Source organism: Streptomyces sp. NBC_01537, from assembly GCF_045040445.1.
GTDB lineage: Bacteria > Actinomycetota > Actinomycetes > Streptomycetales > Streptomycetaceae > Actinacidiphila.
This window is the reverse complement of record NZ_CP109392.1, coordinates 3,569,146-3,588,165: the sequence shown is the minus strand read 5'-3', so window position 1 is coordinate 3,588,165 and position 19,020 is coordinate 3,569,146. Positions and strand designations below refer to the sequence as shown.

The following is a 19,020-nucleotide window of genomic DNA, read 5'->3' as shown; positions in this document are numbered from 1 at the left end:
CCATGCCCCGACCCGGCATCCGCCCCGGAGCCTCCGCCGCGCTCACCGCCACCTTCACCCTCACCCTGACCCTCGTCCTGATCCCGGCAACGACCGTCGCCGCGCACGCGGACGGCAACCCGACCTCGCAGCCCTCGGCCTCCGCCCCCACGAAGATCGACACCTCGGACCCCAACCTCGAACTGCCCGAGGGTGCGACGCTGGCCACGCCCAAGGTCCTGGACATCGTCTCCGTCACCGACGCCTCGACCTCCAAGAACTCCACCGCCGACTCAGGCGAGGAGCGGCAGACGTCGTCCAACTCCACCGTGACCTACGCCCTCCAGGCGGACGTCGTCTTCGGTAAGAACAGCGCCAAGCTCAGCTCCGGCGCGGCCGCCCGCATCAAGGCGATCGCCTCCGACATCGCGGGCAAGAAGGTCACCTCCCCGATCCGCGTCTTCGGTTTCACCGACAACCTCGGTTCGTACGAACACGGCCAGGTGCTCTCCAAGGACCGGGCGGACGCCGTCTACAAGATCCTCTCCCAGCAGCTGTCCTCCCTCGGCAGCGAGACCTACTCCTTCCAGGTCCGCGGCTACAGCGAGGACTACCCGATCGCCGACAACTCCACCGAGGCCGGCCGCAAGCAGAACCGCCGCGTCGAGATCACCTTCACCCCGCCCTCGGCCTCGTGATGCCGACGGCTATGTCATCTGTGTGCTGATAACCGTCAGTGTCTCTCTGATCTCCGTGCGTGTCGGTAGTTCGGTGTGTGTGGCGAGAAGGCCCATACACTGGGAGCAGCACGAACACTCAGGGAGCTTGCTGTGGACTACGCCAAGATGCGCGCCATTGCCGACCAGTTCGCTGAGCATGCCCCCCCGCAGGTGCGCGCGATCGAGATCAGTGGCGATCAGATCGTCATGATGATGTCGCCCTCCAACCCGCACGAACTCGTGGTACGTCGGCTGGGACGGCAGTTGGACGCGCAGCTCGAACTGACGATGCCCGGTGTCATCGCCCATGGCGGGGCCGACCTCGAAGATCCGGCCGCAGGCGTCGAGAGGCGTCCGGACCTTATGGTCTTCCCCGAGGAAGTCCTGGAATCGGGGGACGCGGTACACCCTCGGGATGTTCTGGCCGTCGTCGAAGTCGTTTCCAAGTCCAACCCGGAGAACGACTACATGGGCAAGGTCCGCGACTATGCGGTGATGGGCATCGCCTGGTACCTGATCGTTGATCCCCGCCAGGGCACCGGCCAGATACTGTCCAACCCGCAGGGTGGCAAGTACCGGACCTGTACCTCCTACTCCTTCGGCGAAACGATTGACGTCGCCGGGTGGACCGTGGACACCTCTGTCTTCCCCACGTACTGAGTCTGTTTGCCGTAGCCCGGCTGGGCGCGGACGAACCCTCGGCCACCCACCGGTCGGGCTCCTACGGCTTGCGGACGCGGAAGGCGAACTGGCCGCAGAAGGTGAGCTTGCGGAGGTTGGCGAGGGCGGCGGGGCGTTTGGTCTCGGCGGCCCAGCGGTCGATCTCGGTGTTGAGGGGGGACTCCTCGTCCCAGTAGCGGCTGTGCTCGGGTGGGCGGCCGCGGAAGGTCCGCATGATGAGGGCTACGCCGTCGAGGGAGGGGCGGATCTCCTCAAGGCGCAGGCCGGCGTCCTCGGCGAGGACGCGGAAGCCGTAGGGGGTGTAGTTCCAGAGGCTGAAGGAGTGGTAGGGCTCGAACTGGGAGGTGCTGCCGATGAAGAGGCCGCGGGGGCGGAGTACGCGGTGGATCTCGGAGAGGAGCTCGCGGGGGTGGGAGACGTGCTCGAAGACCTGGTGGGAGTAGACGAGGGGGAGGGAGGCGGAGCGGAAGGGCAGGCGGATGCCGTCGTAGTGGACGACGGGATCGGTTCGGTCGGTGCGCTGGCCGGCTTCGGGGGAGTCGCGGATGTCGACGCCGAACCAGTGGACCTCGGGGTTGTGGCGGCGGAAGTGGTCGGCGGAGGTGCCGCGGCCGCAGCCGAGGTCGAGGACCTGGGCCGGGGGGTCGGGGGCGGTCATGACGTCGTCGACGTAGTAGCGGGAGGTGACCTGGCGGGCGTGGTCGTCGGGGATGCAGTCGTGCATGAGTTCCCAGAGGGTCGCCATGGTTCCTGATGCTAGGAGCCGGCCGGGCGGGTGGCCAGGACCGGCTTGGCGCCGGGCCGCGCGGGTGGGGGACGATGACGCCAATAGCCCAAGGCAGAGGGATGAGGGGGCTCCGTGTCCGAGCTTGAATGGCGCAGGTCCAGCTTCTCCGGGGATGACGCTTCGGCGGGGGAGTCGATCGAGATCGCCTTCGGTGACGACGGGCTGATCCACATCCGGGAGACCGGGGACCCGGAGAATGTCGCGACGACGACCCAGGCGAAGTGGGATGCCTTCGTCAGGGGCGTGAAGGCGGGCGAGTTCGATCACTTTGCGGGGCTTTAGCGGGAGCCGGGCGTGGCTGGGGACGGCCCAGGGGGGCTCGGTTCACTCGTAGGAGTGGTTGGGGAGGGAAATCCGGCTAAATTTCCGGCCAAGTGGGTGGACACGGGGAGTTACGTGTCGGGCACGTTGCGAACCTGTGGAGACCGGAAGTTTCGCTTATTGGCGAGCATAACGCCCAAATGGCGCAGTTGATGAGAGCTTTTATACAGGGAACTTTCACATCTCCCTCATGACCATGGTCGAGATGGCCAGCTCACACGCGGTACGGTGGAAGCCCCCCCCTCGGGCCGGTTCGCTCTCCCCCCCTGCGAACCGGCCCGTTTCTTTTTTGGGCCGGCTGGGATCGTCCTCAATCGACGCCGGGGAACCGAACCGCCGCGGACCGTGGTCCGTCTCCGTACGTGGTGCATACGGAACGCGGGGGACATGGGCATGGACGACTCGCTCTTCGCGGTGATCATTCTCGTCTTCGCACTGCTGATCGCGCTGGTGTCGCTGTCGATGATCGTGAAGGTCGTCATCGGGATCCCTCCGTGGGCACCTCCGCCCTTCAGGACGGAGAGGAATCGGACTTCTGTGGAGCGGGGTGGGGGAAGACGATTCGCCGTCAGGGCGGATCGGTGTGTGCTACACGACACTCACAATGCTTACAAGGCGGCGTGGTAGATTGTGAGCCGTGACCACTCACGTGAAGCGGGCGTTCAAGTACCGCTTCTACCCGGACGATGCGCAGGCAGCGGAGCTGTCGCGCACGTTCGGATGTGTGCGGAAGGTCTACAACCTGGCCCTCCAAGCCCGTACCACTGCGTGGTACCAGCGGCAGGAGAGGGTCAACTACAACGCGACCTCGGCGATGCTCACCGCCTGGAAGAAGACCGAAGAACTCGCCTACCTGTCCGAGGTGTCCTCGGTGCCCTTGCAGCAGTGCCTGAGGCACCTGCAAGGCGCGTTCACCAGCTTCTTCGAGGGACGGGCGAAGTACCCGCGCTTCAAGTCGCGGAAGAAGTCCCGCCGCTCCGCCGAGTACACCAGCTCCGCGTTCCGCTACCGCGACGGTAGGGTCACGCTCGCCAAGATGCGCGAGCCCCTGAATGTTGTGTGGTCCCGGCCGCTCCCCGAAGGCGCGCAGCCGTCCACGGTGACCGTGTCCCAGGACGCGGCCGGACGTTGGTTCGTGTCGCTGCTCTGCGATGACACGATCACCCCGGCACCAGCCACTGCGCAGGCGGTCGGGATCGACGCGGGGATCACCTGCCTGGTGACCCTGTCCACCGGGGAGAAGATCACCAACCCTCGGCACGAACGCCGAGACCGCGCCCGTCTCACGAAGGCCCAGCGGGAGCTGTCCCGCAAGGCCAAGGGTGACGGCGCGAACCGGGCCAAGGCACGCCGCAAGGTCGCCAAGGTCCACGCCCGAATCACCGACCGGCGCCGCGACCACCTGCACAAGCTGACCACTCGTCTCGTCCGTGAGAACCAAACGGTCGTGATCGAGGACCTGACCGTCCGCAATATGGTCAAGAACGGCAAGCTCGCCCGAGCCATCTCGGACGCGGCCTGGCGTGACCTGCGGACGATGCTGGAGTACAAGTGCGCCTGGTACGGGCGCGACCTCGTCGTGGTCGACCGCTGGTTCCCCAGCTCCAAGCTGTGCGGGGCCTGCGGCACGATCCGGGCGAAGCTGCCGCTGAACGTCCGTGAGTGGACGTGCGACTGCGGCGCGGTGCATGACCGCGACGTGAACGCGGCAAGCAACATTCTCGCGGCCGGGCTGGCCGTGTCTGCCTGTGGAGACGGTGTAAGACCTCAACGGGAGTCCTCCCGCACGGGGCAGTCGTCGGTGAAGCAGGAACCCCAGTGGGCGACCGCTGGAATCCCCCGCCCTTAGGCGGGAGAGGAAGTCAAGCGCGTGTACTGGGTCGGCCGGCCGGGCGGCGGGCGGCAGCAGCCGGACAGTGCCGCCGCGCCAGCCGTCACGGCTTCGGTTCCAACCGCAGGCTCACGCCGGGGCGCAGCCCCCACGCCGCCATCGCGCCCGCCTCCGCTTCCAGGACGTGCCGTGCGCGCAGCCGGGGCCGGCCGAGCCGGCCCGGCGGCATGGTCCGTACGGCCAGCACGCGCAGGCGGCGGTCCAGGTAGGCGACGTCGATCGCGAACCGCATCCCCAGGGTGTGGACGCTCGACGCGGGTGTGAGCAGCAGCCCGCCGCCGCCCTCCAGGCCGTCGCGGCCGAGCAGGCCGCGGGTGCGGGCCCGGTAGGAGGCGGCGATCTCCACCGGGATGGGGGCGCCGTCCTCCACTCGCAGGGTCGTTTCGCCGTCCCGCCAGCGGCCCATCGGCGATTCCCCTCCCGTGTACGGTCGGCCTGATGCCTGTGCCTGAGCATGTCTACCTCACCGCAGCCGCCGCCGTCTGGGGAATCCTGGCCGGTGGCTTCCTGCTGCCGCGCCCCGCCCACCGGCTCGCCGTCGAGCCCGGCCTGCCCTGGCGCGACCGGGACGTCCATGGCCGCCCCTGCCCGGCGGGCCTGCGCGGCTGGGCGGGGCGGGGGCCCGGCGCGGTGACCCTCGCCGCGCTCTGCGGGGCGGCCGGGTCCGCGCTGGCGCTGCGGGTCGGTACGCGGCCGGAGCTGGCGGTGTGGCTGCTGCTGGTGCCGGCCGGGGTGCTCATGGCGCGGGTCGACCTGGCCGTCTTCCGGCTGCCTGACGTCCTCACACTCCCGGCCGGGGCGACGGTCGTTGTCCTCCTCGGCGTGTGCGCGCTGCTGCCCCGCGCCGCCGGGTCCTGGACCCGGGCCCTGCTGGGCGGGGCCGCCCTGTTCGGGCTCTACTTCCTGCTGCACGTCATCAACCCGGCCGGCATGGGCTTCGGCGACGTGAAGCTCGCGCCGACGGTCGGAATGGCGCTCGGGTGGTACGGGTGGGGAGCGGTCTTCGCCGGTACGTTCGCGGGCTTCGCCCTGGGCGCGGTGGTGGCTCTCGGGCTGATGGCGCTGCGCCGGATCGACCGCAGGACGGCGGTTCCCTTCGGGCCGTTCATGCTGCTCGGTGCGCTGGGCGGCGTCCTCCTGGCGGCAGGTTAGCCAGGAGGACACCACCCATACGTCAGGAATCGCTGCTGGTCGACCACAGGTTGACGCCGGACTCGACCGCGAAGCCGTCGATCGCCGCGAGCTCGTCCACCGTCAGGGCGGGCGCGCCGACCGCCGCGACGTTGGCCTCCAGCTGACGGACACTCGACGCACCGATGAGCGCGGAGGTGACCCGGGTGTCCCGCAGGACCCAGCTCAGGGCGAGCTGGGCGAGGGACTGGCCCCGCGACGCCGCGATGTCGTTGAGGCCGCGCAGCCGCCGTACGACCTCGTCGGTGATGACCGTCTGGTCGAGGGACTTGCCCTGGGCGGCGCGGGAGCCCTCGGGGATGCCGTTGAGGTACTTGTCCGTCAGGAGACCCTGGGCGAGGGGGACGAAGGGGATGCAGCCCATGCCCTCCTCGTCGAGGACGTCCAGCAGCCCGTCGTCCTCGATCCAGCGGTTGATCATGGAGTAGGAGGGCTGGTGGATGAGGGCGGGGACGCCGAGGCCGCGGAGGATGCGGGCGGCCTCCCTCGTCCGGTCGGCGCCGTAGGAGGAGATGCCGACGTACAGGGCCTTGCCCTGCTGGACGGCGGAGGCGAGGGCGCCCATCGTCTCCTCCAGCGGGGTGTCGGGGTCGAACCGGTGGGAGTAGAAGATGTCGACGTAGTCGAGGCCCATGCGCGCGAGCGACTGGTCCAGCGAGGAGAGCAGGTACTTTCGGCTGCCCCATTCGCCGTAGGGGCCGGGCCACATGTCGTAGCCGGCCTTGGTGGAGATGACCAGCTCGTCGCGGTAGGGGCGGAAGTCCTGGGCCAGCAGGGTCCCGAAGTTGGTCTCGGCGGAGCCGTAGGGCGGGCCGTAGTTGTTGGCGAGGTCGAAGTGGGTGATGCCGAGGTCGAAGGCACGGCGGAGCAGCGCGCGCTGGGAGTCGAGCGTGCGGTCGTCGCCGAAGTTGTGCCAGAGGCCGAGGGAGACGGCCGGCAGCTTCAGGCCGCTGCGGCCGGTGCGCCGGTAGGCCATGTCGTCGTAGCGGGTGGCGGCGGGGAGGTAGGTCGGTCGTACGTTCACGGGCCCAGGCCTATCACGGCCCATCACGACCCCGGTCAGCCGCCTCGGGCGCGGACCAGTAGAGTGCCAAAAGGGTGACGACCGCACCGCCGCAACGCACCGCCGCACCGCCGCATGAGGGGCCCCGCATGAAGCTGCGCATGAATCTGCACGACCTGGTGCGCACCAGCGTGGTCGAGTTCTACGCCCGCCGGGTGGAGCGCCGCCTCGATCTGTCGCAGGGCCCCAAGCACGTCGGTGTGATCCTCGACGGCAACCGGCGCTGGGCGAAGGCGGCCGGCAACACGACGGAGCAGGGGCACCGGGCCGGCGCGGACAAGATCAGCGAGATGCTCGGCTGGTGCGAGGAGACCGGCGTCGAGGTCGTGACGCTGTGGCTGCTGTCCACGGACAACCTCACCCGTCCGCCGGAGCAGCTCCTCCCGCTGCTGGGCATCATCGAGGACGCGGTCTCCGGCCTGGCCGGATCCGGCCGGTGGCGCGTGCACCACGTCGGGGCGATGGACCTGCTTCCCGAGCACACCCAGAAGGTCCTGAAGGAAGCCGAGCAGGCCACGGCCGCCATCGAGGGGATACTCGTCAATGTCGCCGTGGGTTACGGCGGCCGCCAGGAGATCGCCGACGCGGTCCGCTCCCTGCTCCACGAGCACGGCCGGCGGGGCACCTCGATCGAGGATCTGGCCGAGATCCTGGACATCGACCACATCGCCGAGCACCTGTACACCCGGGGTCAGCCGGACCCCGATCTGGTCATCCGCACCTCCGGTGAGCAGCGGCTTTCCGGCTTCATGCTCTGGCAGAGCGCCCACAGCGAGTACTACTTCTGTGAGGTGTTCTGGCCGGCCTTCCGCAAGGTCGACTTCCTGCGCGCACTGCGCGACTACGCGGCGCGCCATCGCCGCTACGGTGCGTAGTCGGGAGATTCGTCACACGGAATTTGGCCAACCGCTGTCATATGCAGCCGCATAGGCCCCCACGTTCGAGGGAATACACCGGTCAGGACGGCATGTGGTCGTCCGCCCGGGAGGCCCTTTGCACACGGACGAGCTGTCTAACGCTCTTGACAAAGACAGCATCGACCGCGTCGACTCGGAGGGCCGTGGCTCGGCCCTTGCGGTCGGTCCCGGCCCAGTTCCGCGCGACGCGCGTCGCACCCGACCTCTCCCGAGGGGGTTCGTCCACACGTGGTGACCAGCAAGAACCGCCGTGAGCACGACCGGCGCACTTACGTACTCGACACCAGCGTGCTGCTTGCCGACCCGAATGCCCTCACCCGCTTCGAAGAGCACGAAGTCGTGCTCCCGGTGGTGGTGGTCACCGAGTTGGAGGCCAAGCGCCACCACCCGGAGCTCGGCTACTTCGCCCGCCAGGCGTTGCGGCTGCTCGATGAGTACCGAATCCGGTACGGGCGCCTGGACGCGCCCATCCCGATCGGTGAGCTCGGTGGCACGCTCCGCGTCGAACTGAACCACTCGGACCCGGGAGTGCTCCCCGCCGGGTTCCGGCTCGGGGACAACGACTCCCGCATCCTGGCCGTCGCCCGCAATCTGCAGGCCGAGGGCTATGACGTGACCGTCGTGTCCAAGGATCTGCCGCTCCGCGTCAAGGCGAGCTCCGTCGGCCTGCTGGCCGAGGAGTACCGGGCGGAGCTGGCGATCACCTCCGGCTACACCGGGATGGAGGAACTGGTCGTATCGGCCGAGGATGTGGACTCGCTCTTCCAGGAGGAGTCGGTCTACCTTCCCGAGGCCTCGGACCTGCCGGTCCACACCGGCCTGGTCCTGCAGTCCGACCGCGGCAAGGCCCTGGGCCGGGTCACCGACGACGGCCGGGTCAGGCTGGTGCGCGGCGACCGTGAGGCCTTCGGCATCCACGGCCGCAGCGCGGAGCAGCGCGTCGCGCTGGACCTGCTGCTCGACCCGGACATCGGCATCATCTCGATGGGCGGGCGGGCCGGCACCGGCAAGTCGGCGCTGGCACTGTGCGCGGGCCTGGAGGCGGTGCTGGAGCGTCAGCAGCACAAGAAGGTGATGGTCTTCCGGCCGCTGTACGCGGTCGGCGGGCAGGAGCTCGGCTATCTGCCGGGCAGCGAGTCGGAGAAGATGAGCCCCTGGGCCCAGGCGGTCTTCGACACGCTGTCGGCGGTGACCTCGAAGGAGGTCATCGAGGAGGTCGTGGCGCGGGGCATGCTGGAGGTGCTGCCGCTCACGCACATCCGGGGCCGGTCGCTGCATGACGCGTTCGTCATCGTCGATGAGGCACAGTCCCTGGAACGGAATGTGCTTTTGACCGTGTTGTCCCGAATTGGGCAGGGCTCGCGCGTGGTGCTCACTCACGATGTCGCCCAGCGCGACAACTTGAGGGTCGGCCGCTACGACGGTGTCGTCGCCGTCGTCGAGAAGCTCAAGGGGCACCCGCTCTTCGCGCACATCACCCTCACCCGCTCCGAGCGCTCGCCGATCGCCGCGCTCGTCACCGAGATGCTGGAGGACGGCCACGCCTAGTAGCAGGCGCTGCAGGTGAGTTGACGGATCAGTAGGCTCCTCCGCCGAAAGGCGGAGGAGCCTACTGGCGTCTCGGGATGTTACGCAGCGGTTTCCACAAAGCCCCAGGCTCAAACGGCATGTGACCTTTGCCACTCAACTGGGAATTGCCTAGACGCGTCGGTCTGGGGCAGGCTGTCGGTTCTGTCAGGCCCCGCTTACGGCACTTCTGCACCCTCGGGCGCAGAAGAAGCAACAGAACCAGTACAAAACGGTACAAGTTCAACTCAACAACGTCAGCCGTAAGCCGCCCGAGCAACAAGCGGACCCTCGCCGCAAGGTGAGGACAAACCCACCGGGCCAGTGCTTCCAGTGACCAGTGCTGGAGGAAGTCAGCGCCAGGGGCAGGAACGCGTCCGCGAGGTCACCACGCGGGCGATGCTGGAAGGAAACCGTGTGAGCCGGATCTCGGTCCGGGGATTCGCGGTGGTCTCGGCCACTGCGGTCACCACAGTAGGCGCCGTCGTCGGCGTCGCAGCGGGAGAGACGCCGGCAACCGCCGCCGCTCAGCCCGTCGATGCGACGACCGTACTCGCCGACATACCCGCCGGTGCGGAGGTCCAGCAGGCCTCCCTCACCCAGCAGGTGCAGGCGCAGTCGGACGCCGCTGACGCCACCGCGCGCAAGACCGTCGAGGAGACGGCCCGTAAGGCCGCCGCCAAGGCCGCCGCCGCCAAGAAGAAGGCAGCGGACGAAGCCGCCGAGGCGGCGAAGGCGGCAGCGGCCAAGAAGAAGGCACTGGAAGCCCCGGTACAGGCCTCGTACACCGTGGCCGAGGTCCAGGCGATGGCCGAGGCCATCATCGGCGACGAGACCCAGTTCCAGTGCTTCTCGAACATAGTCACGCGCGAGAGCGGCTGGCGCTACACGGCGACCAACGCCTCCTCCGGTGCCTATGGCCTGATGCAGGCGCTTCCGGGCTCCAAGATGTCCTCGGTCGGCGACGACTGGCGGACGAACCCGAAGACGCAGATAAAGTGGGGCCTCAACTACATGAACAGCCGCTACGACAGCCCGTGCGGCGCGTGGTCCTTCTGGCAGGCCAACCACTGGTACTAGCCTGACCGTTTGCTTCCGACGCCCTCCGAGTACCCGCACTCGGAGGGCGTCGTGCTGTTCCGGCGTCCGGTTCACCGTCCGGCCGTGATTCGGCCGGGCGCGGAGGCAACCTCACCCCCACGTAGAGTCGTCCACACAAGGGCCGCACAGGGATCCACGGGGAGCAGAGGACGACGCGATGTCGGAGAAACGCCAGTGGGGCGCCGGATTCGCCGCAGAGCTGGCGAAGATCGCCGGGCGCGTGGAGGAAGCGCGCCTCGCCGCACGGGCGTCCGCCGAGGCCGAGGCCGCGGAGAAGGCCCGGGAAGCCGAGCTGGAGCGGCGTAAGGCGGCCGCGGCCGCCGCGCCCCGGCGGCGCGGCGCGGAGCGCGGCGACCCGGCGTCAGCCGTCCCGTGGAGCATGCGCGTCGCGGCGGAAGCCGGCTGGCGGCTGCTGGTGCTGGCCGGCACGATCTGGGTGCTGGGGACCGCGATCAACTCGGTGCGGCTGGTCGTCCTGTCCTTCGTGGTGGCCCTGCTGATCACCGCGCTGCTGCAGCCCTTCGTGGGCCGGCTCAAGCGGGCCGGGCTGTCGCGGGGGCCGGCGACGGCCATCGTCTTCGTCAGCGGCTTCATCGTGATGGGCCTGGTCGGCTGGTTCGTGGTGTGGCAGGTGATGGAGAACATCGACAACCTCTCCAGCAGCCTCCAGGACGGCATCACCGAACTCAAGAAGTGGCTCCTCAACAGCCCGTTCCATGTCACCGAGGACCAGATCAACCAGATCGCCAAGAACCTCCAGGACGCGATCGGCACCAACGCCAAGGATCTGACCAACGCCGGCCTGGAGGGCGTCACCGTCGTCGTCGAGCTGCTGACCGGCATCCTGCTGGCGGCGTTCAGCACGCTCTTCCTGCTCTACGACGGCCGCAACATCTGGGACTGGTTCCTCAAGCTGTTCCCCGCCGCCGCCCGCGAGGGCCTGTCCGGGGCCGGCCCGCGGGCCTGGCGGACGCTGACCCTCTACGTACGCGGCACGGTGATCGTGGCGCTGATCGACGCGATCTGCATCGGCACCGGCATCTACATCCTCGGCGTGCCGATGGCCGTGCCGCTCGCCGTCGTCATCTTCCTCGCCGCCTTCATCCCGCTGGTCGGCGCGGTCGCCTCCGGCGTGGTCGCGGTGATCGTGGCGCTGGTGACCGTCGGTCCGGGCATCGCCCTCGCGGTGCTCGGCGTGGTGCTGCTCGTCCAGCAGCTCGAGGGCCACATCCTGCAGCCCTTCATCCTCGGCCGGGCCGTGCGCGTGCACCCGCTCGCCGTGATCCTCTCGGTCGCCTGCGGCTCGCTCGTCGGCGGGATCGGCGGGGCGGTCGTGGCGGTGCCCATGGTGGCGGTGGCGAACACGGTCATCGGCTACCTGCGCTCGTACACGCATGAGGAGGAGCTGACGGCCGAGCCGGGCCCGCACGGCGCGACGGCGGTGGAGGTGGCTCCGGTCGAGGCGCCGCCGGGCGACGCCGGACCCGGCGCCGTCTGACGGCACCGCGCTCCCCGGACCGGCCCGCCCGGCAAGGGCTTTCGCAGCTCAAACCACCCCCGGTTTTACGTGCCTGTAAAACCCTGCTTCCGGCGGCCCTGTGACCTTGGCGCGCATTGTCCCGGAAATCCCCCCGTTATTGTTGCGTCACACAGGCCGCCTAACTTCGCTTCATGGCGGACATATTTGACGCGTATGCGTTGGCCGACGCATGGGACGAGATGTTTGAGCGGCCGGGTGTGGTCAGGACCGCCTACGAGCCGCTTCTGGCTGCCCTGCAGCCGATGGACGCGGCCGAACTGCGGTTCAGGGCCGACCAGATGGCCCGGTCGTTCACCGACCGAGGGGTCACCTATGCCTTCGCGGGCGAGGAGCGGCCGTGGCCGCTCGACCTCGTGCCGCGCATCCTCGACGCCCTCGAATGGGACCTGATCCAGCGCGGCGTGGCCCAGCGGGTCAAGGCCCTGGAGGCCTATCTCGCCGACGCCTACGGGCAGGCGCGGGCCTTCGAGGACGGCGTGGTGCCGTGGCGGCTGCTGGTCAACTCGCCCCATTTCCACCGGGCCGCGCAAGGCATAGAGCCCCCCAACGGCGTCCGCGTGCACGTCGGGGGCATCGACCTCGTGCGCGACGAGGAGGGCGAGTTCCGGGTCCTGGAGGACAACGTACGGGTCCCCTCGGGGGTCAGTTACGTCATCGAGAACCGCCGGGCGATGACCCGGATGTTCCCCTCCCTCTTCGCCGAACAGCCGGTCCGCCCGGTCGACGCCTACGGCCAGCGGCTGCTGGCGGCCCTGCGCGCCGCCGCCCCGGCCGGGGTCACCGACCCGGCGGTGGTCGTGCTCACGCCGGGGCCGAGCAACGCGGCGTACTTCGAGCACGCGCTGCTGGCCCGGCTGATGGGCGTACAGCTGGTCGAGGGACACGACCTGGTGTGCTCGGGCAACCGGGTCTGGATGCGGACGACGCGCGGCGAGATGCCGGTGCATGTCGTATACCGGCGCCTGGACGACGACTTCCTCGATCCGCTGCATTTCCGGCCCGACTCGGTGATCGGCTGCCCCGGCATTCTGAACGCCGCGCAGGCCGGCAATGTCACCCTCGCCAACGCGGTCGGCAACGGCATCGCGGACGACAAGCTGCTCTACACCTACGTTCCGGACCTGATCCGGTACTACCTCAGCGAAGAACCGATTCTGCCCAACGTCGAGTCCTACCGGCCGGACGAGCCCGGCCAGCTGGAGGCCGTCCTCGACCAGGTCGACCAGCTCGTCATCAAGCCGGTCGACGGCGCCGGCGGCTCCGGCATCGTCATCGGCCCGCACGCGGACGCCGCCACCCTGGAGCAGGTCCGCAAGGAGGTCGCGGCGGACCCGCGCGGCTGGATCGCCCAGCGGCCCGTCGCCCTGTCGACCTCCCCGACGCTGGCCCCCGGCGGGGTCTCGCCGCGCCACATCGACCTGCGGCCCTTCGCGGTCAACGACGGCAACGATGTGTGGGTGCTGCCCGGCGGACTCACCCGGGTCGCCCTCCAGGAGGGCAACCTCATCGTCAACTCCAGCCAGGGCGGCGGTTCCAAGGACACCTGGGTGCTCGCGCCCGCCCGCCGCGCCGCCGAGGCCTTCGGCGCCGAGACCGAGCCCGATGCCGCCGACGCGGAAGGCGCGGCCGCCGCGCCGCCCTCCGTCGCCCCCCGCCACCTCGGCCCGGGCGGGCGGCGCGCCGTGTCCGAGCAGGAAGCAGCGCAGCAGCAGTGACGACTCTCAGCGACGGAGGCACAGCGATGAACGACATCATCCTCTCCCGGATCGCGGAAGCACTGACCTGGACCGGGCGCTACGTCGAGCGGGCCGACGCCACCGCCCGTATCCTCGACGCCTACCTCCACCGGCTCCTCGAGGACCCCTGGCGCGACGAGGACGCCGCCTGCCGCTCCCTCTACGCGATCCTCGGCCTGACCGCCCCCGACGACCAGGCCTGCGACATGGACCAGGTCATGAGCGCCCTGGCCTTCGACGCCGAGAGCACCGGCTCCATCGAAGGCGCCCTCGGCGCGGCCCGCCTCAACGCCCGCAGCGCCCGCGAGGCCATCTCCTCCGACATGTGGGAGTGCCTCAACTCCACCTGGCACGCCCTCGGCGAGCAGCGCCGCACCGCCCGCCGCACCGGACCGTACGCCTATCTGGATCTCGTACGCCGCCGGGCCGCGCTCTTCTTCGGTCTCACCGACTCCACGATGAGCCGCGACGACAGCTGGCGCTTCGTGGTGCTGGGCCGCAGCCTCGAGCGGGTCGACATGACCGTCCGCCTGCTCTCGGTGCGCGTCCTGGACGCCGTCCACGCCCCCGACTGGCCCACCCTGCTCAGCGCCAGCGGCGCCGACGAGGCCTTCGCCCGGGTCTACGGCGGCTTCGGTGACACCTCCCGGGTGGCCGAGTTCCTGCTCCTGGACCGGGACTTCCCGCGCAGCGCGCTGCACGCCCTGACCACGGCCGAGGAATGCCTCGCCGAGCTGGGCCGCCCCCGGCACGACGCCGCCCGCCAGCCCATCGGCCGGGTCCGCACCCGGCTCGAATACCTGGAGACCGGCACGCTGGAGGAGGCTCTCCCGCGCCTGCTCAAGGATCTCCAGGCCGCCTGCATGGCCTCCGCCGAGGCCGTGGCGGAACGGTTCTTCCCGTACCAAGGCGCCATCGAGTGGGCGCAGGAAGGAGCGTGAGCGCGACCATGGGACGCCGACTGCGCATCCGCCACGAAACCCGGGTCTCCTACGCCGAGGCCGCGATCTCCTCCCACAACGAAGTACGCATGACCCCGCTCACCCTGCCCTCCCAGACCACGCTGGACGCCCGGGTCACCATCACCCCCGCCACCGCCACCTGGTCCTACTGGGACTACTGGGGCACCCAGGTCACCGGCTTCGACCTCATGGACCCCCACGGCGACCTCTCCATCACCGCCGTCTCCCTGGTGGAGACCTCGCCCCCCGCCCCGCTGCCCGAACCCGCCGGCTGGAGCACGATCGCCGAGCGCTCCGCCACCACCCGGCTCCTCGAACACGCCGGCCCCACCGCCCGCACCGCAGTCGCACCCGACCTCGTCGACGCCGCCCACGAGGTCGCCCTCGGCCTCGACGCCCACGAAGCGGCCGTCGCCGTCGCCGAGATGGTCGCCGACCGCGTCGCCTACGTGCCCGGCGCGACCGGCGTCCTCACCACCGCCCAGGAAGCCTGGGAACAGGGCGCCGGCGTCTGCCAGGACATCGCCCACCTGACGGCGGGCCTGCTGCGCGGCATCGGCCTGCCCACGCGCTACGTCTCCGGGTATCTGCACCCCGACCGCGACGCGGATCTCCACCGGGCCGTCGCCGGGCAGAGCCACGCCTGGATCGAGTACTGGGCGGGGGAGTGGTTCGGCTACGACCCCACCAACCGCGTGCGCGCGGACGAGTCCCACGTGGTCGTCGGGCGGGGGCGGGACTACGGCGACGTCACCCCCCACAAGGGCATCTACCGGGGGGCGGCCAGCGGTCCGCCCGAGGTGACGGTGGAGTTCACGCGGCTGGCGTAGTCGCGGCGCGCCTCTTGACGCCCTCCGGGCGTGTCCTCAAACGCCGGACGGGCTGAATTCAGCCCGTCCGGCGTTTGAGGACGGAACCGGTACCGGCGGAACCGGTGAACCGAATGTGCCGGGTGAGCCGGCGGAGCTATTCCGTCCGCAGTCCATCAGGACGCATCAACCGCCACAGCGGCGGCAGGCTGAGCAGCGTCACCACGGCGATGACGCCCGCCCCGATGCCGACGATCGGCAGGAAGGCCGTCCAGCTGGAGGCCCCGGCGCCGACCATGGACAGCAGGGCGGCGCCCAGGCCCAGGCCGCCGAGGACGGCGAGGGCCAGGCCGATCACCACCGGGACGGCGGTCTGCCAGAGGACGGACCAGCCGAGGGTGGAGCGGCGGGTGCCGAAGGCGACGAGGACGGCCAGCAGGCGCTTGCGCTCGCGCAGTTGCTCGACCAGGGACACCAGCATGCTGGTGGCGATGAGCAGCATGGTCGCGGTCGCGCCGACGAGCAGGCCCTTCTGGACGGTCGCGAACTGGTTGCTGCGCACGGTGGAGGTCAGCGTCTGGACGTCCATGCGGGGGTTGATCCGGGCGGCGGTGTTGCGCGCCAGGTCGGCCGCGTCCGCCCGGTTCGGGTCGAGCCGGAGCATGACGTCGGCCTCGGGGGCCTGCAGCTTGGTGACGGGCAGCGCCGAGGGCGTGGCCAGGATTCCGGTGCGCACCACGCCCCTGGGGTCGGTGCGGGCCCGCACGGTGCGGGCGTTGGCGGGGAGGGTCCACAGGACGGGATGGGCCGAGGGCTTGTCGCCGTCGAGGGAGGGGTTGAGGTCGACGGCCTTGCCCGGCCTGGCCACCTTCGCGCCGCCGTCGGCGGCGAAGCCCTCGCCGGTGGAGATGAAGGTGTCGCCGTCCCGGCAGGAGGTGACGTCGGCGAGCTCGCGCAGGGTCGCGCAGTCGGCGACGTAGACGGAGGCCGTCGGCAGGAAATCCTCGCCCTTGAGCAGCTTGCCCGGCCGTACGGCCCAGGAGTCGACCGAGCCAAGGACGGAGCGGACGCCGGGCGTGGTGCGGAAGTCGTCGATGATCCGCTGGGCCTGGGCGCCGGTGCTGACGGGCTGGGACACCGCGAGCTGCGCCCTTTTCGGGTCCTGACCGGTCCTCTTGGTGAAGCCGTCGCTGACGCCGCCGAAGAGCATCTGGAGCGCGATGGCCCCGGCCACCGCCACCGTGATGCCGCTGACCGCACGGCTGGCCGTGTCGCTGGACAACTGGAGCCGTCGGATGGCCAGCTGCCAGGAGACCGGGCCGCCCCGGACGCGCCGGATGACGGCGTCGCTGCCCCAGGGCAGCAGCGCGGTCACGCCCACCAGCACCAGCACCGCGCCGAAGGCGATCCGGTACGTGCCGATGCTGGTGTCGGTCGAGCTGATGCTGCCGCTGGTCAGCAGCAGGCCCAGCCCGGCGACCGGCAGCAGCAGCCGCCACCAGAGCCTGCGCCGCCGCTGGGCCGCGTTGCGCACGACGCCCAGCGGCTCGATGGCCGTCCTGCGCAGGGCGAGAAACGTGACCAGGACCGCCGAGGCGGGCACGGCCACTGCGATGAGCGCGGTGAGCAGCGGGCTCGGACTCACGTCCGAGGGAAAGGCGTTGAAGTTCCACACATTGACCAGGCCGGTGAACTGCCGCCCCACCAGGAAGAATCCGGCCCCCTGGAGCAGCCCGGCCAGGGCGCCGAGCAGCGCCTCGCCGGCCGCGACCCGGTGCGTCGTCGCGGTGTCCGCGCCGACCAGGCGCAGCGCGGCGAGCCGCCGGTCGCGGGCCTCGCTGCCGAACCGTACGGCGGTGGCGATGAAGACGGCCACCGGCATCAGCAGCACCACGCAGATCATGACGATGAGCAGCAGCAGGAACCCGCCGAGCTGTTCCGTCGTCCCGGTCGCGCCCATGTGCTTGATCCGGTAGGCCCGCTCGCCCTGGGTGAGCGTGTCGCTGCCGCTGTAGTAGGCGAGTTCGGAGGGGCCGGTCAGGCCCGCGTCCCCGATCGTGCCGACGATCCGGCCGTCCAGCCGCTCGCGCAGCAGCGCGCCGTCCGGCGAGGCGAGCAGCGTACGCAGCGCGGGCGAGACCAGCATCTCCCCGTCGCCCGGAACGGCCGCGACGCCGGGCGGCGTGGGCGCCTTCGAACCCTCGGCGCGCAGGATGACGCCATGGATGTCGCTGTCCCGGTAGGTGGTGTCATTGGGCGCGTAGAGAAGGGTGTCGTCGCCCTTCTTGATCCTGTCCTGGCGGAACTCGTCCGAGCTGTCCCGGGCGGTGCTGCGCGCATGCCGCGCGTCCAGCATCGCGGGCACCGACGCCGCGAACAGCAGCAGCGTCACCCCCAGCCCCACCCCGAGCGCCGTCAGCAGCGTCCGCGTCCAGCCCTGCCGGCCCCCGGCGGCGGCGAACCGCGCGCCCAGGGCGAGGTCCCTGGCCCAGCTCCCCGCGCCTGCGCCGGTCATGCGGCGGCCGCCATGTCCCGGGCCTTGCCGTCCCGTACGACGACCTCGCGGTCGGAGTACGCGGCCACCCGGGCCTCGTGCGTCACCAGGACCACGGCGGCGCGGGTGTCGCGGGCGGCGGCGGTCAGCAGCTGCATGACACGCTCGCCGTTGAGCGAGTCCAGCGCCCCGGTCGGCTCGTCGGCGAAGATCACGCTCGGCCCGGTGACCAGCGCGCGGGCGACGGCCACCCGCTGTCCCTGCCCGCCGGAGACCTCGCCCGGCCGCTTCCCGGCCAGGTCGTCGACCTCCAGCCGGGACATCCACTCCACCGCCCGGCTCTCGGCCTCCTTGCGCTTGACGCCGCCGAGCCGCAGCGGCAGCGCGACGTTCTCCACGCAGGTCAGCTCCGGCACCAGCTGCCCGAACTGGAAGACGAACCCGAACTCCCCGCGCCGCAGCGCGCTGCGCTGCGCGTCCGACATCGCCGTCAGCTCACGCCCCCGGAAGCGCACCTCCCCCGAGTCCGGCCGCACGATCCCCGCCAGGCAGTGGAGCAGCGTCGATTTCCCCGAGCCCGAGGGCCCCATGACGGCGACGACCTCCCCGGCCCGGATCGCGAACCGCGCCCCGTCCAGGGCGGGCGTCGGCCCGTACGCCTTGTGCAACTCCGCCGCCTCCAGGAGCGCTTCCCCTGTGGCTTCCCCCGTGGTTGTCACTTCCGTACCTCCGTGGCGAGCTGGCCGAGCCGGGCGGCGGTGAGCTCCAGCCACCGCAAGTCCGCCTCCAGATGGAACAGGGCGTGGTCGCAGATCAGCTGGTCGGCCAGATCTCCGCTCTGCTTGCGCCGGGTGAGCTCGCGCATCAGCCGCAGGTGCTCCGACCGCTGCGCGTCCAGCAGGCCCTCCGCACTGCGGTGGGTCAGCAGCGCCAGCACGACCTTCGTGTAGAGCGTGCTCTGCAGATACGGCTCCGGCTTCTCCGGCTCCGCGAGCCACCGCTCGACATCGGTGATCCCGGACTCGGTGATGGCATAGCGCTTCCGCTCCGGACCACCGCCCGGCTCGATGCCGTCGACCTCGACGAGACCGTTCTTCAGCAGGCGCGCCATGGTCGAGTAGACCTGGCCGTAGTGCAGCGGTCGGTCGTGCCCGAACCTCTCGTCGAAGGCGCGCTTGAGGTCGTATCCGTGACGGGGGCCGGACTCCAGGAGCCCGAGCAGGGTGTGTCCGATTGACATGCGAGGACTGTACACCACGCGTA

Annotated in this window: 18 protein-coding genes; 12 read left to right on the top strand and 6 right to left on the bottom strand. The window is 70.3% G+C overall.

Going from position 1 to position 19,020, the window contains the following annotated elements; all coding sequences use genetic code 11:
• Window positions 1-2 precede the first annotated feature (2 nt).
• A complete protein-coding gene (locus OG607_RS16325; protein WP_405723872.1) occupies window positions 3-677 on the top strand; it encodes an OmpA family protein in 675 nt (224 codons plus the stop codon).
• 132 nt (window positions 678-809) lie between these two features.
• A complete protein-coding gene (locus tag OG607_RS16320; RefSeq protein WP_405723870.1) occupies window positions 810-1,358 on the top strand; it encodes a Uma2 family endonuclease in 549 nt (182 codons plus the stop codon).
• A 61-nt stretch (window positions 1,359-1,419) separates the two neighbouring features.
• On the opposite strand, the gene OG607_RS16315 is transcribed toward OG607_RS16320, so the two are convergent.
• On the bottom strand, window positions 1,420-2,124 hold the full coding sequence (locus OG607_RS16315; RefSeq protein WP_405723868.1) for a class I SAM-dependent methyltransferase: 705 nt from the start codon (window positions 2,122-2,124) through the stop codon (window positions 1,420-1,422).
• A gap of 114 nt (window positions 2,125-2,238) precedes the next feature.
• Between OG607_RS16315 and OG607_RS16310 the strand changes: the two genes are divergently transcribed.
• Both OG607_RS16310 and OG607_RS16305 read left to right on the top strand, forming a co-directional pair.
• On the top strand, window positions 2,239-2,448 hold the full coding sequence (locus OG607_RS16310) for a DUF397 domain-containing protein (protein ID WP_405723866.1): 210 nt from the start codon (window positions 2,239-2,241) through the stop codon (window positions 2,446-2,448).
• 676 nt (window positions 2,449-3,124) lie between these two features.
• A complete protein-coding gene (locus tag OG607_RS16305) occupies window positions 3,125-4,336 on the top strand; it encodes an RNA-guided endonuclease InsQ/TnpB family protein (protein ID WP_405723864.1) in 1,212 nt (403 codons plus the stop codon).
• 85 nt (window positions 4,337-4,421) lie between these two features.
• Here the strand turns inward: OG607_RS16305 and OG607_RS16300 are convergent, their stop codons facing one another.
• The gene (locus OG607_RS16300) at window positions 4,422-4,784 is read right to left on the bottom strand and encodes a DUF192 domain-containing protein (RefSeq protein WP_405723862.1); all 363 of its coding nucleotides are present in this window, start codon (window positions 4,782-4,784) and stop codon (window positions 4,422-4,424) included.
• Between the two features lie 32 nt (window positions 4,785-4,816).
• On the opposite strand from OG607_RS16300, the gene OG607_RS16295 reads away from it, so the two are divergent.
• Window positions 4,817-5,530, top strand: a complete 714-nt coding sequence (locus tag OG607_RS16295) for a prepilin peptidase (RefSeq protein WP_405723860.1) — start codon at window positions 4,817-4,819, stop codon at window positions 5,528-5,530.
• Window positions 5,531-5,552: 22 nt separating this feature from the next.
• Here OG607_RS16295 and mgrA read toward each other — a convergent pair whose 3' ends face one another.
• The gene (gene mgrA / locus OG607_RS16290) at window positions 5,553-6,617 is read right to left on the bottom strand and encodes an L-glyceraldehyde 3-phosphate reductase (RefSeq protein WP_405736818.1); all 1,065 of its coding nucleotides are present in this window, start codon (window positions 6,615-6,617) and stop codon (window positions 5,553-5,555) included.
• A 116-nt stretch (window positions 6,618-6,733) separates the two neighbouring features.
• Here mgrA and OG607_RS16285 point away from each other — a divergent pair, with 116 nt between their 5' ends.
• From OG607_RS16285 to OG607_RS16255, 7 genes are all read left to right on the top strand, one after another.
• On the top strand, window positions 6,734-7,507 hold the full coding sequence (locus tag OG607_RS16285; protein WP_405736816.1) for an isoprenyl transferase: 774 nt from the start codon (window positions 6,734-6,736) through the stop codon (window positions 7,505-7,507).
• Window positions 7,508-7,777: 270 nt separating this feature from the next.
• Complete coding sequence (locus tag OG607_RS16280; RefSeq protein ID WP_405723858.1) at window positions 7,778-9,097, top strand: PhoH family protein; 1,320 nt, start codon at window positions 7,778-7,780, stop codon at window positions 9,095-9,097.
• A gap of 417 nt (window positions 9,098-9,514) precedes the next feature.
• A complete protein-coding gene (locus OG607_RS16275; protein ID WP_405723857.1) occupies window positions 9,515-10,195 on the top strand; it encodes a transglycosylase SLT domain-containing protein in 681 nt (226 codons plus the stop codon).
• A gap of 178 nt (window positions 10,196-10,373) precedes the next feature.
• A complete protein-coding gene (locus OG607_RS16270; protein WP_405723855.1) occupies window positions 10,374-11,714 on the top strand; it encodes an AI-2E family transporter in 1,341 nt (446 codons plus the stop codon).
• Window positions 11,715-11,887: 173 nt separating this feature from the next.
• The gene (locus tag OG607_RS16265; protein ID WP_405723853.1) at window positions 11,888-13,471 is read left to right on the top strand and encodes a circularly permuted type 2 ATP-grasp protein; all 1,584 of its coding nucleotides are present in this window, start codon (window positions 11,888-11,890) and stop codon (window positions 13,469-13,471) included.
• Window positions 13,472-13,497: 26 nt separating this feature from the next.
• Complete coding sequence (locus OG607_RS16260; protein ID WP_405723851.1) at window positions 13,498-14,433, top strand: alpha-E domain-containing protein; 936 nt, start codon at window positions 13,498-13,500, stop codon at window positions 14,431-14,433.
• Window positions 14,434-14,441: 8 nt separating this feature from the next.
• Complete coding sequence (locus tag OG607_RS16255) at window positions 14,442-15,284, top strand: transglutaminase domain-containing protein (RefSeq protein ID WP_405736814.1); 843 nt, start codon at window positions 14,442-14,444, stop codon at window positions 15,282-15,284.
• A 136-nt stretch (window positions 15,285-15,420) separates the two neighbouring features.
• Here OG607_RS16255 and OG607_RS16250 read toward each other — a convergent pair whose 3' ends face one another.
• From OG607_RS16250 to OG607_RS16240, 3 genes are read right to left on the bottom strand one after another with little or no spacing between them, the layout of a single operon-like run.
• Window positions 15,421-17,778, bottom strand: a complete 2,358-nt coding sequence (locus tag OG607_RS16250) for an FtsX-like permease family protein (RefSeq protein ID WP_405723849.1) — start codon at window positions 17,776-17,778, stop codon at window positions 15,421-15,423.
• On the bottom strand, window positions 17,775-18,476 hold the full coding sequence (locus OG607_RS16245; protein WP_405723847.1) for an ABC transporter ATP-binding protein: 702 nt from the start codon (window positions 18,474-18,476) through the stop codon (window positions 17,775-17,777). Before OG607_RS16245 ends, OG607_RS16250 begins: the two co-directional genes overlap by 4 nt.
• Window positions 18,473-18,997, bottom strand: coding sequence for a PadR family transcriptional regulator (locus OG607_RS16240; protein ID WP_405723845.1), 525 nt, complete (start codon window positions 18,995-18,997; stop codon window positions 18,473-18,475). Before OG607_RS16240 ends, OG607_RS16245 begins: the two co-directional genes overlap by 4 nt.
• Window positions 18,998-19,020: the final 23 nt, after the last annotated feature.

Excerpts from the sequence above, each read along its gene's own strand:
- OG607_RS16325 (WP_405723872.1), top strand. The coding sequence starts at position 3 with ATGCCCCGACCCGGCATCCGCCCCGGAGCCTCCGCCGCGCTCACCGCC.
- OG607_RS16315 (WP_405723868.1), bottom strand. The coding sequence starts at position 2,124 with ATGGCGACCCTCTGGGAACTCATGCACGACTGCATCCCCGACGACCAC.
- OG607_RS16300 (WP_405723862.1), bottom strand. The coding sequence starts at position 4,784 with ATGGGCCGCTGGCGGGACGGCGAAACGACCCTGCGAGTGGAGGACGGC.
- OG607_RS16295 (WP_405723860.1), top strand. The coding sequence starts at position 4,817 with ATGCCTGTGCCTGAGCATGTCTACCTCACCGCAGCCGCCGCCGTCTGG.
- mgrA (WP_405736818.1), bottom strand. The coding sequence starts at position 6,617 with ATGGGCCGTGATAGGCCTGGGCCCGTGAACGTACGACCGACCTACCTC.
- OG607_RS16285 (WP_405736816.1), top strand. The coding sequence starts at position 6,734 with ATGAATCTGCACGACCTGGTGCGCACCAGCGTGGTCGAGTTCTACGCC.
- OG607_RS16275 (WP_405723857.1), top strand. The coding sequence starts at position 9,515 with ATGCTGGAAGGAAACCGTGTGAGCCGGATCTCGGTCCGGGGATTCGCG.
- OG607_RS16270 (WP_405723855.1), top strand. The coding sequence starts at position 10,374 with ATGTCGGAGAAACGCCAGTGGGGCGCCGGATTCGCCGCAGAGCTGGCG.
- OG607_RS16265 (WP_405723853.1), top strand. The coding sequence starts at position 11,888 with ATGGCGGACATATTTGACGCGTATGCGTTGGCCGACGCATGGGACGAG.
- OG607_RS16260 (WP_405723851.1), top strand. The coding sequence starts at position 13,498 with ATGAACGACATCATCCTCTCCCGGATCGCGGAAGCACTGACCTGGACC.
- OG607_RS16255 (WP_405736814.1), top strand. The coding sequence starts at position 14,442 with ATGGGACGCCGACTGCGCATCCGCCACGAAACCCGGGTCTCCTACGCC.
- OG607_RS16250 (WP_405723849.1), bottom strand. The coding sequence starts at position 17,778 with ATGACCGGCGCAGGCGCGGGGAGCTGGGCCAGGGACCTCGCCCTGGGC.
- OG607_RS16240 (WP_405723845.1), bottom strand. The coding sequence starts at position 18,997 with ATGTCAATCGGACACACCCTGCTCGGGCTCCTGGAGTCCGGCCCCCGT.